The organism is Rubrivirga marina (genome assembly GCF_002283365.1).
Classification (GTDB): Bacteria; Bacteroidota; Rhodothermia; order Rhodothermales; family Rubricoccaceae; genus Rubrivirga; species Rubrivirga marina.
In genome coordinates this window covers 1,221,790-1,237,648 of the sequence record NZ_MQWD01000001.1, presented here as the reverse complement: position 1 = coordinate 1,237,648, position 15,859 = coordinate 1,221,790, and the positions used below count along the sequence as shown (strand labels likewise).

At 73.8% G+C, this 15,859-nt stretch carries 15 protein-coding genes; 10 read left to right on the top strand and 5 right to left on the bottom strand.

Annotated features, from left to right (window positions below; translation table 11 throughout):
• Positions 1 to 48: 48 nt before the first annotated feature.
• From BSZ37_RS05130 to BSZ37_RS22760, 3 genes are all read left to right on the top strand, one after another.
• Positions 49 to 2,205 (top strand): glutamine synthetase III family protein, encoded by a 2,157-nt coding sequence (locus tag BSZ37_RS05130; RefSeq protein ID WP_095509512.1) that lies wholly within the window; start codon positions 49 to 51, stop codon positions 2,203 to 2,205.
• A 159-nt stretch (positions 2,206 to 2,364) separates the two neighbouring features.
• Positions 2,365 to 2,730 carry an MGMT family protein gene (locus BSZ37_RS22620; protein WP_281253012.1) on the top strand — a complete coding sequence of 122 codons (366 nt, stop codon included), beginning with the start codon at positions 2,365 to 2,367 and terminating at the stop codon, positions 2,728 to 2,730.
• On the top strand, positions 2,673 to 2,846 hold the full coding sequence (locus BSZ37_RS22760; RefSeq protein ID WP_342761179.1) for a methylated-DNA--[protein]-cysteine S-methyltransferase: 174 nt from the start codon (positions 2,673 to 2,675) through the stop codon (positions 2,844 to 2,846). The genes BSZ37_RS22620 and BSZ37_RS22760 overlap by 58 nt, the downstream gene beginning before the upstream one ends.
• A gap of 3 nt (positions 2,847 to 2,849) precedes the next feature.
• On the opposite strand, the gene BSZ37_RS05120 is transcribed toward BSZ37_RS22760, so the two are convergent.
• From BSZ37_RS05120 to BSZ37_RS05110, 3 genes are all read right to left on the bottom strand, one after another.
• Positions 2,850 to 3,206: a thermonuclease family protein gene (locus tag BSZ37_RS05120; RefSeq protein ID WP_095509511.1), complete on the bottom strand. Its 357-nt coding sequence runs from the start codon at positions 3,204 to 3,206 to the stop codon at positions 2,850 to 2,852.
• 74 nt (positions 3,207 to 3,280) lie between these two features.
• Positions 3,281 to 3,694: a SufE family protein gene (locus BSZ37_RS05115; RefSeq protein ID WP_095509510.1), complete on the bottom strand. Its 414-nt coding sequence runs from the start codon at positions 3,692 to 3,694 to the stop codon at positions 3,281 to 3,283.
• Positions 3,695 to 3,779: 85 nt separating this feature from the next.
• Positions 3,780 to 5,012, bottom strand: coding sequence for a cysteine desulfurase (locus BSZ37_RS05110; RefSeq protein WP_095509509.1), 1,233 nt, complete (start codon positions 5,010 to 5,012; stop codon positions 3,780 to 3,782).
• Positions 5,013 to 5,139: 127 nt separating this feature from the next.
• On the opposite strand from BSZ37_RS05110, the gene BSZ37_RS05105 reads away from it, so the two are divergent.
• Positions 5,140 to 6,468, top strand: coding sequence for an MFS transporter (locus BSZ37_RS05105; protein ID WP_179299483.1), 1,329 nt, complete (start codon positions 5,140 to 5,142; stop codon positions 6,466 to 6,468).
• Here the strand turns inward: BSZ37_RS05105 and BSZ37_RS05100 are convergent.
• Positions 6,465 to 6,929: a lasso peptide biosynthesis B2 protein gene (locus tag BSZ37_RS05100; protein WP_179299482.1), complete on the bottom strand. Its 465-nt coding sequence runs from the start codon at positions 6,927 to 6,929 to the stop codon at positions 6,465 to 6,467. The two genes, BSZ37_RS05105 and BSZ37_RS05100, sit on opposite strands and share 4 nt — an antisense overlap.
• Positions 6,930 to 7,111: 182 nt before the next feature.
• On the opposite strand from BSZ37_RS05100, the gene BSZ37_RS05095 reads away from it, so the two are divergent.
• The 6 genes from BSZ37_RS05095 to BSZ37_RS21855 all read left to right on the top strand — a co-directional run bounded on the left by BSZ37_RS05095 (position 7,112) and on the right by BSZ37_RS21855 (position 14,593).
• Positions 7,112 to 7,396, top strand: coding sequence for a PqqD family protein (locus tag BSZ37_RS05095; protein WP_095509507.1), 285 nt, complete (start codon positions 7,112 to 7,114; stop codon positions 7,394 to 7,396).
• Positions 7,393 to 8,340 carry a phosphoenolpyruvate carboxykinase (ATP) gene (locus BSZ37_RS05090; RefSeq protein WP_095509506.1) on the top strand — a complete coding sequence of 316 codons (948 nt, stop codon included), beginning with the start codon at positions 7,393 to 7,395 and terminating at the stop codon, positions 8,338 to 8,340. The genes BSZ37_RS05095 and BSZ37_RS05090 overlap by 4 nt, the downstream gene beginning before the upstream one ends.
• Position 8,341: 1 nt before the next feature.
• The gene (locus BSZ37_RS05085; RefSeq protein ID WP_179299481.1) at positions 8,342 to 9,214 is read left to right on the top strand and encodes a sulfotransferase domain-containing protein; all 873 of its coding nucleotides are present in this window, start codon (positions 8,342 to 8,344) and stop codon (positions 9,212 to 9,214) included.
• Positions 9,215 to 9,344: 130 nt separating this feature from the next.
• Entirely contained in the window at positions 9,345 to 12,548 is a 3,204-nt protein-coding gene (locus BSZ37_RS05080) for an FG-GAP-like repeat-containing protein (RefSeq protein ID WP_095509504.1), read from the top strand.
• On the top strand, positions 12,548 to 14,278 hold the full coding sequence (locus tag BSZ37_RS05075) for an asparagine synthase-related protein (RefSeq protein ID WP_179299480.1): 1,731 nt from the start codon (positions 12,548 to 12,550) through the stop codon (positions 14,276 to 14,278). The genes BSZ37_RS05080 and BSZ37_RS05075 overlap by 1 nt, the downstream gene beginning before the upstream one ends.
• A 150-nt stretch (positions 14,279 to 14,428) precedes the next feature.
• A complete protein-coding gene (locus BSZ37_RS21855; RefSeq protein WP_179299479.1) occupies positions 14,429 to 14,593 on the top strand; it encodes a hypothetical protein in 165 nt (54 codons plus the stop codon).
• 6 nt (positions 14,594 to 14,599) lie between these two features.
• Here BSZ37_RS21855 and BSZ37_RS05070 read toward each other — a convergent pair whose 3' ends face one another.
• Positions 14,600 to 15,838, bottom strand: coding sequence for a nucleotidyltransferase family protein (locus BSZ37_RS05070; protein WP_095509502.1), 1,239 nt, complete (start codon positions 15,836 to 15,838; stop codon positions 14,600 to 14,602).
• Positions 15,839 to 15,859 lie beyond the last annotated feature (21 nt).

The following is a 15,859-nucleotide window of genomic DNA, read 5'->3' as shown; positions in this document are numbered from 1 at the left end:
GCCTCGGCCCCGAGGCCGACCCTCTCGCCCCCTCCCCGCCCCACCGCGATGCCCACCCTCACCCGCAGCGCCTCCAACGGACACGCAATGCCTCAGGACGTCGAAGAGATCTTCGGCCAGAACACGTTCGGCCTCGCCGAGATGAAGAGCCGGCTCCCGAAGTCGGTCTACAAGAAGATCACGGCGACCATCGAGAAGGGCGAGCCCTTCGACGAGACCGTCGCCGACGCCGTCGCCCTCGCCATGAAGGAGTGGGCCGTCGAGCGCGGCGCGACCCACTACACGCACTGGTTCCAGCCGCTCACCGGGCGGACGGCCGAGAAGCACGACTCGTTCATCACGCCGAACGCCGGCGGCGGCGCCGTCGCCGAGTTCTCGGGCAAGAGCCTCGTCCAGGGCGAGCCCGACGCCTCGTCGTTCCCGGGCGGCGGGCTCCGCGCCACGTTCGAGGCCCGAGGCTACACGGCCTACGACCCGACGAGCCCGGCCTTCATCGTCGAGCACAACGGGACGGCCACGCTCGTCATCCCGACGGCCTTCGCGTCGTGGACCGGCGAGGCCCTCGACCACAAGATCCCGCTCCTCCGGAGCATGGAGGCCCTCAACGTCCAGGCCACGCGCGCGCTCTCGATCCTCGGCGACAGCGTCGGGCGGGTCTACGCGACGTGCGGCTCGGAGCAGGAGTACTTCCTCGTGGACGAGGCCTACTTCGAGGACCGCCCCGACCTCCTCGTGGCCGGCCGGACGCTCATCGGCGCGGCGCCCCCGCGCGGGCAGGAGTTCGACGACCACTACTTCGGCTCGATCCCCGAGCGGATCATGGCCTACATGAACGCGGTCGAGACCGAGCTCTACAGGCTCGGCGTGCCGGTCATGACGCGGCACAACGAGGTGGCCCCCGGCCAGTACGAGATCGCCCCGCTGTTCGAGAACGCCAACGTCGCCGCCGACCACCAGCAGGTCATGATGATGACGCTGCAGCGGGTGGCCAAGCGGTACGGCCTCGCCTGCCTCCTCCACGAGAAGCCGTTCGCCGGCATCAACGGCTCGGGCAAGCACGTGAACTGGTCGATGTCGACCGACACCGGGCTCAACCTCCTCGAGCCGGGCGACACGCCGCACTCGAACCTCCGCTTCCTGTTCTTCTGCACGGCCGTGGTCCAGGCCGTCCACACGCACCAGGACCTCCTCCGGGCGGCCATCGCGACGGCGGCCAACGACCACCGCCTCGGCGCCAACGAGGCCCCGCCGGCCATCATCTCGATCTTCCTCGGCGACCAGCTCTCCGACGTCTACGAGCAGATCACGGCGTCGGGCAAGGCGACGGAGAGCAAGCAGTCCGGCTTCCTCGGCCTCGGCACGCCCGTCCTCCCGACGCTCCCGCGCCACGCCGGCGACCGGAACCGGACCTCGCCGTTCGCCTTCACCGGCAACAAGTTCGAGTTCCGGGCCGTCGGCTCCAGCCAGTCGGTCAGCTTCCCGCTCACGGTCCTCAACACGATCGTGGCCGAGGCCATCGACGACCTCGCCTCGAAGCTCGAGGACAAGTTGGGCAAGAAGCGCTCGAAGAAGGCCGTCGAGTCCGCCGTCGAGGAGGTCATCACGGACTCGATCCGCGAGCACACCAAGATCATCTTCAACGGCGACGGCTACTCCGAGGCCTGGCACAAGGAGGCCGTCGAGGAGCGCGGGCTCCTCAACCTCACGACGACGCCCGACGCGCTCGCCACGCTCACGGACGAGAAGAACATCGCGGTCTTCGACGCCTACGACGTCCTGACGGCGCCCGAGCTCGAGAGCCGCAAGGAGATCCTCTCGGAGCAGTACGCCCTCACGCTCAACGTCGAGGCGGCCACGACCGAGTCGCTCGCCAAGACGATGGTCCTCCCGGCGGCCCTCCGCTACCTCGCCGAGATCGGCGAGGCGGCCGAGGTGGCCGAGGACCTCGGCCTCGACGGCTCGGGCACGAAGGAGACGGCCGAGGTCGTCATCACCCAGGTCAACGCGCTCCGCAAGGCGCTCGGCACGCTCGTGAAGGCCCGCACGGCCGCGCACAAGGCCAAGGACGAGTCCGTCGCGATGAAGGACAAGGTGATCCCGGCGATGACGAAGGTCCGCGAGGCCTGCGACGCGCTCGAGCAGGAGGTCCCGGCCGACCTCTGGCCGCTGCCGACGTACCGCGACATGCTGTTCACCGGGAAGTAGGACTGAGGCGGGGGGACGCCCGGCCCGGTTCCTCCTGCCCCGCCCGCCTCGGCACCGAGGCGGCCCGACTCGCGCCCCGCTGGCGATCGCCGTCGGCGGGGCGCGTTGTTGCAGGGGTACGACAAGGGGGCGTCGCCGCCCGCGCGCTAGCTTCGGCCCGTGCCCCACGCCACACTCGACACGCCGCTCGGCCCGCTCCGCCTCGTCTCCGACGGCGAGGCGCTCACGGCCGCTTCGTTCGACCCCGTCCGCCTCGACGCCGAGGCGGACGGACCCGAGGGCGCCGACGCCATCCTCGACGCGGCCCGCCGCCAGCTTGCGGCCTACTTCGACGGCGAGCCGGTCGCGTTCGACGTGCCGGTCCGGCCGGGCGGGACGCCGTTCCAGGAGCGCGTCTGGGCCGCGCTCCGCGAGATCCCGCATGGCGCGACGCTGAGCTACGGCGCCGACGGCCGGCGCAGATCGGGATGCCCCGAGCCGCGCAGGCCGTCGGCGCGGCGAACGGGCAGAACCCGGTGGCCGTGATCGTCCCGTGCCACCGTGTGATCGGGTCCGACGGGTCGCTCGTGGGCTACGCCGGCGGGCTCGAGCGGAAGCGATCGCTCCTCGCCCTCGAAAGCCGCCAACGGAGTCTCTTCTAGAGGCTAGACGAGGTACGGGACGGCGTGGCCCTCGTCAATCAGTGTCTGGTTGACGTGGACCTCCACGCCGTCGATCTCGCGGTACACGTCGGCGAGGTACCGGCCGTACTTGCCGACCTTCGTCGACTCGATGAGGACCTCGGCGCCGACCGGCATCAGCTCGAGGACCCGGTCGCGGGCGGCGTAGCCCGCCTCCTTCTCAGCGGCCGGGACGCCGCGGAGCTCGGGCGTGTCGATCCCGAACATCCGGAAGTTGACGTTTTTGATCCACGTCATGAAGCCGAGGTCGACATTGGCGCGGAAGGTGTCCCCGTCGTACACGGACGCGACGACGGCGTGGTAGCGATAGGCGGGCTGCATGCGAGCGAGGGCGGGGCCGCCTGAGGATAGGGCGCCGCCCCGGACCCTCGACCGACGCCGACCCGATCGCGCCCCTAAACCGCGCCCCCAGCAGCCGACTGGATGGCGCGACGCATGGCGTCGAGCCCGTTGGCCCGGTTCGGTGAGAGGTGCTCGTCGAGCCCGATCTCCGACGGGAACCACAGCTCCGCCGACGCGGCTTCCTCTGCCGGCAGGCCGTCGTAGACGCGGACGAGGAGCGATGCCAGGCCGCGGACGAGCTGGCTGTCGGAGTCGGCGCGGACATGGAAGGTGCCCGCCTCGGAGCCCGCGTCGAGCCACACGCGCGACTGGCAGCCGCGGACGAGCCGGTCGTCGGTCTTGAGCGCGCCGTCCAGTGGTTCCATCGCCTCCCCGTGCTCGATGACCTGCTGGAACCGGAGCATCCAGTCGTCGAGGAACGCGAACTCGTCGACGAGGGCCTGCTGGCGGCGGTCGGCTTCGGACATGGGGGTCGAGAGTACCGGGGATGGAGCAAACAGACGCGGCGAGGCGGGCACCCGGTCCGATGCGACGGGCTCGCCCCCCCACGCGTCACCCGAAGAGCGCCTGGACCTTAGCGAGCCCGTCGACGAGCGCGTCGACGTCGGCGCGGGTGTTGTAGAAGGCGAACGAGGCGCGGATGGTCCCGTCGATGCCGAACCGGTCCATGACCGGCTGCGCGCAGTGCTGGCCGGTGCGGACGGCGATTCCGAGCCGGTCGAGGACCGTCCCCGCGTCGTACGGGTGGATGCCGTCGAGGAGGAATGAGATCGCGCCGGCCCGCCGCTGGGGCGTCCCGATAAAGCGGAGGCCGTCGACCTCCGCCAACCGCTCCTCGGCATAGGCGATCAGCCCGTCTTCGTAGGCGGCGACGGCGTCCATCCCGATCTCCATCAGGTAGTCGAGCGCCGTCCCGAGGCCGATGCCCCCGGCCACGTGCGGCGTGCCGGCCTCGAACTTGGCCGGCAGGCCGGCATAGGTCGTCCGCTCGAACGTGACGCGGTCGATCATGTCGCCGCCGCCCTGGTACGGCGGGAGGGCCTCGAGCCACGCCTCGCGACCCCACAGCGCGCCGATGCCGGTCGGGCCGAACGTCTTGTGGCCCGAGAACACGAAGAAGTCGGCCCCGAGTGCCTGGACGTCGACCGGCGCGTGCGGCGCGGCCTGCGCCCCGTCTATGAGGACGGCGGCGTCGACGGCCCGCGCCGCCTCGACGATCGGGCGGAGGTCGTTGACGGTCCCGAGCGCGTTCGACGTGTGCGTCACGGCGACCAGCCTCGTCCGCGTCGAGATCACGTCGCCGAGGCGGTGGAGGTCGAGGTCGCCCGAGTCGAGCGCCGGGATCACGCGGAGCGTCGCGCCCGACCGCTCGCACGCCATCTGCCACGGGACGATGTTGGCGTGGTGCTCGAGGGCCGAGACGACGACCTCGTCGCCCTCACGGAGCCGGCTCGCGAACCCGTGCGCGACGAGGTTGATGGCCTCGGTCGTCCCCCGCGTGAACACGACCTCGTGGGCGTGCGCGGCGCCGAGGAACCGCTGGACGCTCCGCCGCGCCGTCTCGTAGTTCTCGGTCCCCTCCGCGCTCAAGAAGTGGACGCCGCGGTGGACGTTGGCGTTCTCGTTGGCGTAGTACGCCGCGAGCCGGTCGAGCACGGCGCGCGGCTTCTGCGTCGTCGCGGCGTTGTCGAGGTAGACCAGCGGCGTGCCGTCGTAGACGGTCCGCTGGAGGATGGGGAAGTCGGCGCGGAGGCGCTCGACGTCGAAGGCGACGGCTTCGGACATGGGGCAGTTCGGGCGTTTCTCCCAAGGAACGGCCTCCTGGCGAGCCATGTGCCCGAGATCCGCGCATTCACCGAGCGCGCACGGCGGGGCCCGAACGCGGCACCCCGGCCGGCGTTGGCGGCCGCACGTGGAGACCCCCGACGAACACCGACGCCCCTCGGCTCCCGAGGCGCCCGCCGAGGCGCTCCACCAGTCGGGCCGCGCACTGGGCAAGCCGGACCCGCTGGCGTCGCTCCGCCGGCCCGGCTTTCTCCTCTACCTCGCCGGCAGCCTGGTCTCGAACGCCGGCAACCAGATGCGGACGGTCGCCGTCGGCTGGGAGGTCTACCAACGGACCCAGACCCCGCTGAGCCTCGGCCTCATCGGGCTCGTCCTCGCACTCCCCGTCTTGCTGCTGGCGCTGCCGGCCGGCGCCGCCGCCGACCGGTACCCGCGGAAGGGGCTCATCCAGATCGCACAGGTCGGCCTCGCGCTGTCCGGCGTCGGACTCGCGTGGGTCTCGTTCACGGACGGCCCGATCGCTCTGACGTACGCGTTCCTGCTCGGGACCGGCACCTTCCGGGCTGTCGGCTGGCCGGCGGCGCAGGCCATCGTGACCGGGCTCGTGCCGGCGCCCGTCTTCGCGAACGCGGCGATGTGGCGGAGCGTGGCGTTCCAGCTCTCGGCCACGCTCGGCCCCCTCGCAGGCGGCGTGCTCCTCGCGGTCTACAGCCCAGGCGTGGTCTACCTCCTCGACGCGGCCTCCAGCCTCGTCCTGTTCGGCTGCCTCCTCTTCGTCGTGCCGACACCGCAGGCACGGAGCACCGAGAAGCGGTCATGGGCGAGCCTCATCGAGGGCGCGCGATTCGTCCGCCGCCAGCCGGTGATCCTCTCGACGATCACGCTCGACATGGTGGCCGTCTTGTTCGGCGGGGCCGTGGCGCTGCTGCCGGTCTACGCGACTGACGTGCTCGGCGTCGGCGCGACGGGGTTCGGGTGGATGCGCGCGATGCCGTCGCTCGGGGCGATCACGATGGGCCTCGCTCTTGCGCTTCTCCCGCCGATGCGGAAGGCCGGGCGCGCCCTCCTCGTCGCCGTCGCGGCGTTCGGGCTGGCAACGATTGTGTTTGGCCTCTCGACGAGCTACCCGCTCTCGCTGGCGGCCCTGTTCTGCATCGGCGCGGCCGACAACGTCTCGGTCGTCATCCGGTCGACGGTCCTCCAGCTCCTCACACCGGACGCGATGCGGGGGCGCGTGGCGGCCGTCAACGCCGTCTTTATCGGGACGAGCAACGAGATCGGCGAGCTCGAGTCGGGCGTCGTCGCAAGCCTCATCGGGAGCGTGGCGACCGTCGCGCTGGGCGGCGTGCTGACGCTCGTGACGGTCGCGGCGGCGGCGGCGATCTGGCCGCCCCTCCGGCGCCTCGGCAGCCTCGAAGACCTGGAACCGCCGGACGCTCGGCCCGCCCCGGCCTAGCCCGCCTCGGTCGCGCGGTCGTCGAGGCGGGGCGCGTCGTGGAACGTGGCGAGTACGGCGTAGTCGCGCGGGCCACCGCCGGGGTTGAGGAGCAGCCCGCCCGCCCGGAGCCACGCGTGGAAGGCCAGCCGCTCGCCCTCCTTCCGCGCGCCGAGTGAGAGCGTGGACGGGAGGCCGCGGCGGCGGAGCATCACGCGCCCGGCGAGCGCCTGCGCGAGACACGTGTTGGCGTGCCGCCGGCTCGCCCGCCGCAGCGCCCGCCGGACCTCGACGACGCCCGACGGCAGCGCCTCGGGCGGCGTGTCCTGCGGCCCACGTGCGCCGAGCCACCGCACGAGCCGCGCGCCCGACACGACGCGGAGCGCGACCCTGAACCCGTGGAACAGCACGACCGCCTCGACCACGCGGGCGAGCTCGGACGGGGACAGGCGGAGGGCGCCTCGAAACCGGGGCAGCAGCACGGGAGAGCGGGCGGACGCGGCATGGTACGCCCGGCACCGCGGCGCCTCCCCACGCTCTGCCAGTCGCAGACCACGGCCTTGTTTCGACCGACTGAAGCCGGTCGCATGATCCCACGAAACGCCGCGCCCCGTTCCTATGGGCAGCCAGTTCGAGCTAGGTTCGTCCTCCGTCCCTCTTCGCGATGCCCACCACTCTCCCACCCGACACCCCACTCCGCCGGTCCGACCGCGCCATGCACGCCGACGTCAACGGGACGGCCGTGATGCTCGACGTCGAGGGCGGCCAGTACTACGGGCTCAACGAGGTCGGCACGCACATATGGGGCCTCCTCGACGCGCCGGCGACGCCGGCCGAGATCGCCGCCGACCTCCCGCGCCACTTCGCCGTCGAGCCCGCCGAGGCAGAGGCGGCCACCTGGGCCTTCCTCGCCGACCTCCTCGACCGCGGCATGATCGAGCCGGCGTGAGCGACGCCCCGCATCACTACGTCGCCTACGGGCTCCACGTCGCGTCGGACTGGCCGCTCCCCGAGTTGGGCGAGGCGCCGCCCGAGGTGGCCGCGACCGCGCCCGACCTCCGCGTCGTGCGCGGCGCCGTGCCCGACCGCATCGGCGAGCCACGGGAGCAGCGCGTGACGTGGGCGGCCCGGCCGGGCGCGTGGCGCCACGAGATCCCCGGCGTGGCCCGCTACCTCGTCCACGACGACGGCCGCGAGGTGGTCGTCGAGCCGACCGGCGGGACCGACGCCGACGTGCGGGCCTTCCTGTTCGGCTCGACGCTGGGCGCCGTGCTCCACCAGCGGCAGATGTTCGTGCTCCACGGGTGCGCCGTGGCGACCGAGCACGGGGCCGTGGCCGTGGCCGGCGTCTCGGGCGCCGGCAAGAGCACGACGCTCGCCGAGCTGGCCCACCGCGGGCACCCCGTCCTCAGCGACGACAAGACGGTCGTCCACTTCGGCGACGCCGGGCCGGAGGTCCTCTCGGGCTACCCCACGCTCCGGCTGTGGGAGGACGCCGTCGTCCGCCTCGGCGAAGCGCCGGACGACCTCGCGCCGCTCCGGGAGGGCCGGCGGAAGTATCTCTACCGCGCGCCCGCGTTCCGGTCGGAGCCCGCGCCCCTCCGGCTCGTCGTGGTCCTGAACGCCTACCGATCAACGGCCTCTAGCGGCGACGCCCCGGCCATTCGGGCCGAGCGGCTGGGGGCGCACGACGCCGTGCAGGCCCTCCTCCTCCAGACGTACCGCCGCCGGATGGTGAACGGGGCCGGGCTCCAGGCCGAGCACTTCGCGTGGACCGCGCGGCTGGCGGGGGCTGTCCCGATCGTTCAGCTCGACCGGCCGACGCCCGGCGAGACGGTCGAGGCCGTCGCCGACGCCATCGAGCGCCAGCTGGCGGCCGTGGCCGAGGGCTGACGTGGCCGAGGTCGTCTGGCTCGCGTCGTACCCGAAGTCCGGCAACACGTGGACGCGGGCGCTCCTGGCGGGCTACTTCGGCGAGGGCGTCTTCGACCTCAACAACCTCGGGAAGAGCGTCCAGATCACCGGCCTCCGCTCGCTCGACGACCTCCTCGGCGTCGACACGTCGCTGCTCCTCAAGGACGAGATCCTGGCCTTCCGGCCGGCCGCCTCACGGCTCCTCGCCCGCGACGTGGCCCCCCGCGACCTCCCGACCTTCGGGAAGGTCCACAGCGCGAACGTCGAGACCGCCGGGGGCGACCGAGTCTTCCCGGCCGGCGCCGGCCGCGCGCTCTACGTCGTCCGCAACCCGCTCGACGTGGCGGCCTCGACGGCCCCGTTCTTCGGGTGGACCGTGGACCGGGCCATCGAGGTGCTGGCCGACGAGGCGTACGTGCTGAACCGCCTGCGCGGCCGGTTCCTAGGCGTCCTGCCCGAGCCGCTCCGCTCGTGGAGCGGGCACGTCCGGTCGTGGCTCGACGCGCCCGGCGTGCCGGCCCACGTCGTCCGCTACGAGGACCTCCTCGTCGACACGGCCGGGACGTTCGCCGAGGCCCTCCGCTTCTGCGGCGTCGAGCCGGACCCCGACCGCGTCCGCCGGTCGGTCGAGGCGGCGCGGTTCGAGCGGCTCCGGAAGCGCGAGGCCGAGGAGGGCTTCCGCGAGCGGCCGGACTTCGCGGAGGCCCCGTTCTTCCGCCGCGGCACGTCGGGCTCGTGGCGCGACGAGCTCACGCCGGCCCAGGCCCGCCGCGTCGTGGCCGACCACCGCGCGGCGATGGAGCGCCTCGGCTACGCCCGCCTCGTCGCCGAGGTGGACGGACTCGCACGGTAGATCGCGGGCGCGGGCGGGCGCCCGAAACCCTGCATCCCCACGATAACAAAGGTGCAGAAAGACCGGCCTATCTTCGGCCGCCCCGTGGTCCGTCGGGGCGTGATCTCGCCCGGAACGCTCGGCTCCGCGTATGTCCTCCGTCCTCGCCCTCCCACAGCCCCGGCGCATCGACAAGCGGCTGGTACTGACGGCGCTCCTGCTCCTCGTCACGGCGTTCGCGTTCTGGACCGGCTCGCGGTACCCGTCGCTCAACGAGAAGGCGATGATGGGCGGCGACGCCGACGTGGAGGGCCTCGCGTTCACGCGCGTCGTCGAGGTGGACCCGGCGGGCTCGGCGCTGGAGCGGATCGGGGCGAACGCCCTCAACTGGGCCGCGACGAACCGCCAGGGCATGACGTTCGGCGTCCTGTTCGCGGGGATCGTCCTCACCATCCTGCCGCTCGTGACGCGGATCCGGCCGCGCGGGCGGATGACGGGGACGCTCCTCGGCGTGGCGATGGGCGCCCCGCTCGGCGTGTGCGTCAATTGCGCCGTGCCCATCGCGGAGGGATTGCACAAGGGCGGCGCGCGCGGCGAGACGACGCTCGCGGCGATGCTGTCGTCGCCCACGCTCAACGTCGTCGTCCTGTCGATGACGTTCGCCCTCTTCCCCGTGTGGCTGGCCGGGCTGAAGCTGGGGATGACGCTCGCGTTCATCGTGTTCGCCGTCCCGCTGCTCGTCCGCGTGCTGTGGCCCTCCGACGCCCTCGCACCGACCGCCGCGGAGCTGGCGCCGGCCGGCCCGACGCTCGGCCCCGAGCTCCCCGCGGCACCCGCCCTCGCCGAGGCGACCGGCCCCGACCCGGAGCCCGCCTCGTGGCTCGACGCCGCGGGCTGGACCGTCCGCGCGCTCGCCCGCAACCTGTGGTACATCGTCAAGACCACGGTCCCGCTGATGGCGCTGGCGGGCCTGCTCGGCGCGATCGCCGTGACGCTCGTCCCGTGGGAGTCGCTGTCGGAGGGCCTGCCGGCGCTCGACGTCGGCCGGGCGACGACGCGGGCGCTCCTCGCGCTGGGCGGCGTGGCGCTCCTCGGCGCGTTCCTCCCGTGCCCCATTGCCTTCGACGTCATCATCTGCGCGATCCTCGGCGCGGCCGGCGTCCCGCTGCCCTACGTGGCCGTGATGTTCGTGACGCTCGGGCTGTTCAGCGCGTACCCGCTCCTCCAGATCTGGCGGACGATGTCGCGGCCGACCGCCATCGGCCTCTACCTCGGCGTGGCCGCGCTGGGGCTCGCGGCCGGGTGGACGACGGCGCTCGTCCAGCCCCGCCTCGACGCCCGCACCGAGGCGGCCGTGGTCGAGGCCTTCGCGGACGCCGGCGACCAGCCGGTCGCGCGCCCGGCATTCCCCACGGAGGCGCTCTCCGCCGACCGCGTCGCGGCGCTGATCGCGCCCTTCGCCACCGGGCCCGGCGAGCGACGGTCGGCCGAGGGCGGATCGGTCGAGACGCTTGCGTTGGCGGCCGTCGGCGGCGAGGCCGTCGCCCCCGCGTTCACCCACCTGTTCGGGCCGGACCTCGGGATCGACGAGCCGAGCAACGAGAGCCCGAACCGCTACCTCACGGGCGTAATGATGAACCGCGCCGCGGCCTCGGGCGACGTCCACGGCGACGGGTGGGCGGACCTCGTGTTCACGTCGGAGGCCGGCGTCGGGCTCTACGCCAACGTCGGCGGCGAGCGGTACGTGCGGCAAGATGTGGCCGTGCCGGCGCTCGACTCGGCGCGCGTGGGCAACGCCGCGCTCGTGGACCTCGACGGCGACGGCGCGCTCGACCTCGTCGTTGCGACCATCGGCGGCGGCAACCACGTCGTCTACAACGACGGCGGCGCGTTCACCGAGGCGGGCCATGCGGTGCTCCTCAACGTCGAGGGCGCCTACTGGACGACGTCGCTCGCCTTCGGCGACCTAGACCGCGACGGCGACCTCGACGTGGTCCTCGGCAACACGGCCGCGCTCAACGCCCGCCGGCCCGGCCACCCGGAGGTCCGGTCGTCGTTCGAGAGCGCGCGGGACGCGATCCTCACGAACGAGGGCGGGCGCGGGGCCTTCGCGCTCCGCCCGCTCCCGGCCACGCCCGGCGAGACGCTCTCGACGCTCCTCTCCGACCTCGACGGCGACGGCGACCTCGACCTGTTCGTCGGCAACGACTTCAACGCGCCGGACGTGCTGTACGAGGGCGACGGCCGGGGCGGCTTCCGCCAGCTCCTCCACTCCGAGGGCGTCGTCCCGCACTCGACGATCACGACGATGAGCCTCGCCTCGGCAGACCTCGACAACGACCTCGTGCCCGAGGTGTTCGTCGCCCAGATCTCGCCGTCGCAGACGCTCTCGCCGATCCTCTCGCCGGCCGACGCCTGCGCCGACCGGCCCGATTTGCAGCGGGCCGCCTGCGAGGCCGCACACCGGACCGCGACGACGACGTTCGACGCGCAGGTGGACAAGAACCCGGCGATGTGCCTCGAGCTGGCGGACGCCGTCGCGCGGCAGGGCTGCGTGGCGACGTACCTCGTGTTCAAGCGCCGCTCGGCCCGCGACGACGCGAGCGCGTGCCGCGAGGTCGGCCCGCGGTGGCCGCTCCACCGGCGCCTCTGCGCGGCCTACGACGAGCCCGTCGCGCCCGTGACCGACGCCGAGGCGGCCGAGGCCATCCCCGACAAGCGCGGCCTCCACAACGTCCTCCTCCGGCGTGACGGCGACGGCTACGCCGACATCGCCGAGACGGTCGGGCTCGACCGGACCGCCTGGACATGGGACGCCCGCTTCAACGACTTCGACCAGGACGGCTGGCTCGACCTGTTCTCGGTCGCCGGCTCGCCGCTAAGCCGCCGGAGCCACCGCAACAGCCTCTTCCGCAACCTCGGCGACGGCCGGTTCGAGGACGTGACCGAGGCGGTTGGCCTCGGCTCGTGGCTCCCAACCTTCGCCGCCAGCCGCGTCGACCTCGACCGCGACGGCGACCTCGACCTCGTGGTCCCGACCGCGCTCGGCCCGGTCGACGTGTACCGCAACGAGGCGCGCGGGCACGCGCTCCAGATCGCGCTCCGCGACGAGACCGGCCAGAACCCGTTCGGCGTCGGCGCGGTCGTGACGGTCCGCACGCCGTCGGGGCGGACGATGATGCGCGAGGTCCAGGCGAGCGGCGGGTTCCTCTCGTTCGACGAGCCGATCGCGCACTTCGGGCTGGGCGCGGAGGCCGAGGCCGCCGAGGTCGAGGTCCGCTGGCCGACGGGCAGGACGACGCGGGTAGAAAACCTGGCGGCCGGCGCGCGCCACACCATCCGGCGAGAGCGCTAGTGCGCCCTGGCGACGCACCCGTCGTCGGCCCGGCCGCCGACGCCGACGTCCGCCTCGGCGACTGGCGGGGCGTGGCCGGCGTCCACGTCCTTTACGCCGACCTCGACCTCGCCGACCGCGCTCGCCTCGGTCACGCGCTCGGCCTCCCCGCGACTGAGCCCGACGCCGCGCTCCTCGTCGCCGCGCTCCGCCAGTGGGGCGCCGACGCGCCGGCCCACCTCGGCGGCGCGTTCGCGTTCGCGGCGTGGCTCGGAGACCGCCAGGCGGTCGTCGCCGCGCGCGACCCGGCTGGGATCTGCCCGCTCGTCTACGCGGATCGCGGCGACCGCCTCGTTGTCGGCGGCGACGTCCGCGAGGTGCTCGCGGCCGGCGTCCCGGACGCCCTCGACGAGGACGTGATGGCGGCCGTCTTCCTCACGAGCCAGTTCCGGCCGTCGTCCGTCGGGCGGACGTGCGTCCGCGCCATCGACCTCCTGCCGGGCGGACACCGCTTGACGGCGAGTGAGCGAGGGACTCAGGTCTCCGCGTATTGGCGGATCGAGGACGCGCCGCGGCTCGGGCTCCGCCGCGTGGAGGAGATCGGCGAGGCGCTGGCGGCCGTCCTTCGCGAGGTCACGGCCGAGGCCGTCGCGGACCCGGGCACCGTCGGCGTCCATCTTTCCGCGGGGCTCGACTCGAGCACGGTCGCGGCGTTCGCTGCCCACGCGCTCGCCGAGGCGGGCAGGGCGCCCGCGGCGTTCTCGTGGCAGCCGGCGCCTGGGGCCGACGGCTCGCCCGAGCACGACCGGATCGCCGCCGTCGCCGAGTGCTGGGGCCTCGACGTGTCGTGGTGCCCGGCAGCGGAGGCCGACTTCGCGGCCGGCCTCGCACTCGACGCGACGCGGGAGCCCCACGTGATGTGGGCGCCGGAGGCGCCGGTGCGGCGCGAGGCCCGACGACGGGGCGTCCGCCTGCTTCTCTCCGGGTGGGGCGGCGACGAGGCCGCCAGCTTCTCCGGCCGAGGCACGATTCCTGGAGCGCTCCTCCGCCAGGGACAATGGCGAGCGGTCGTCGCGATGATCGCCCGCGACCCGGTCCGCGCGCTCCGCCGCCTCCGCGCCCAGCGCACGAAGCGCGCCCGCCTCGGACTCGCCCCGACGCTCGACGACCTCCGCGACGCCGCGCTCCGAGGCGAGCACGCGACGTTCGCCCGCCCGGACCTCCTCCGCCGGGCCACGCTCCCGGAGGTCGAGCCGATGCCCGCCGACCCGCACGCGCTCCTCGGCTGGCTGATGCGACGCGGCCACCTCGGCGACCGCACGGGGGCATGGGCCCTGGCCGGTCTCCCGTTCGGCGTGCGGTACCGGTACCCGCTCCTCGACCGCCGCGTCCTCGACCTCGTCGGCGGGCTCCCGGCGGAGGCGTGGCTCACCCGCGACGGGCTCCGCCGCTGGCCGCTCCGCGCGGCCGGCGCCGACCTCGTCCCCGACGCCGTCCGCCTCCACGCGAGCAAGGCCGAGCCCCACTGGCTCGCCGATAGCCGCCGCGAGCGGACCCCCGCCCTCGCCGCGCTCGTGCCCCGCCTCGTCCCCGAGGTCGTCGGCGACCGCGCCGAGTGGGTCGAGCTCGACGCCCTCCGGACGGCTCTCCGAGACTGGCTGAACGCGCCGGGGCCGATCGAACCGAGGGGCTTCCACGCCCTCGCCTATCTGCCGCTCGAGGACGGATTCTCACCCGCTCCCATGTCCTAGGGGATCAACTGAACCCCTCGCCTGCGGCTCGTGGGACTCCACAAAACCGAGAGTTTGTCGACCCTAACGCTGAATCTCTCCCCACCGCGCCGTATCCTTCGCTCTCGCTGACCGTCCTCCTGGCGGACACCGAACGTCATCCCGGATTCCATGACCGACCTCACGACTCCTCCCGCCGACGCGCATCCGACCGACGAGCGCCGTCCCTGGACGCCGCCGGCCGTCACCGTCATCGAGCTCGACCAGACGAAGGCGGGCGGGCTCCCCTTCGCCGACGAGACGACCTTCCCGTCCTCAGAGTCCTACGCGTCTTAGCCAGCGCTAGCGGCTCCCGGTGAACCACCGCGCGCCGTTTCGGACGAGCCGGGCGGGGCGGGCGGCCAAACGCCGCGCGCGGCCCACGGCGCCGGGCCGGAGGTCGACCTCGGCCAGCTCGCCGCTGGCGGGGCTCGTGAGGAGGCGCCACACGTGGCGGAGCCGGTCGGCGGACCGGTCGTAGAGGGCGGCCCCGAGGGCGACCGTGGCGGGGTGCAGCGTGCGCGGGCGGTCCGGCGTGCGCGTGAGGCACCACCCCGCGAGGCGACCGAGGCGGTCGGCCTCGGAATCGACGCGGGGGCGGAGGGCATCCGGCAGCGGCGCGCCCAGCCATCGGTGTGCGAGCGCCGGCCCGAGGAGCACGGCGGCTTCGACCCCGTCGGCCGCGGCGAGCGCGTGGACCTCCCGCCACGCCGCCTCGTTGAGCCGCTCCGCCAGCCCGGCCGCGTCGACGAGCCATCCGAGGCGGCGGTACCCGTGGGCGGCGCCGTGGACGAGGACGTAGGCCGCTTCGGCGGCGGAGAGCGCGCGGTCGCGCCACGCGAGCCCAGTCGGGTTGAGGGCGAGCTCCATCGTCAGGGCATCCGCCAACGTCGTCAGCCGTCGGTCGCGGAACGGGCGCCAGTGGAGTTCGAGGCTGACACGGAGACCCGGGTGCCAGAACGCCGCGTCGTGGACGCGGAACTCGGCGGCGACGACCGCGGCCTGGGCCGCCGTGAGCTCCCGGACCTTCCCGCTCGCCACGAACCCCTCGCCCTCGACCGCGGCGAACGACTCGAACAGCGAACCGGGGTCGACCAGGACGTCGAGGTCGATGCTCGTCCGCTGGCCCGGGTCGCCGAAGAGGGCTGCGGCGAGGGCCGGCCCCTTGAGGGGGAGCGCGGGGACGCCGGCCCGGCCCAGCGCGCCGAGCACGCGGCCGAGCGCGGCGGCCATCGCGAGCTGGCGGCGGGCGTTCTCCGCCGCGCGCCGCCGGAGCCGATCTCGGAGGTCGCCCGGCACCGCGTCGAGGCCGACGAGCGACCGCGCCGCGTGCGGGACGACGCGGTGCGCGGCGGCGAGCCCGACGAACGCCTCCGCGTCCACAGCCGGCGCCAACCGGGCGACGCGCTCACCGAGGTCGGCCGGCGGAGCGGGCCGGGCCGCCAGCAGGAGCAGCCGCGTCTCCAAACGCTCCATCAGGTCCCGCTCGACCGCCGACGGCGGGCCGAGACGCACGGCGGTTTCGAACGTGGGGCTGTCCATGGGGCGGGCGCCAGAATAGAG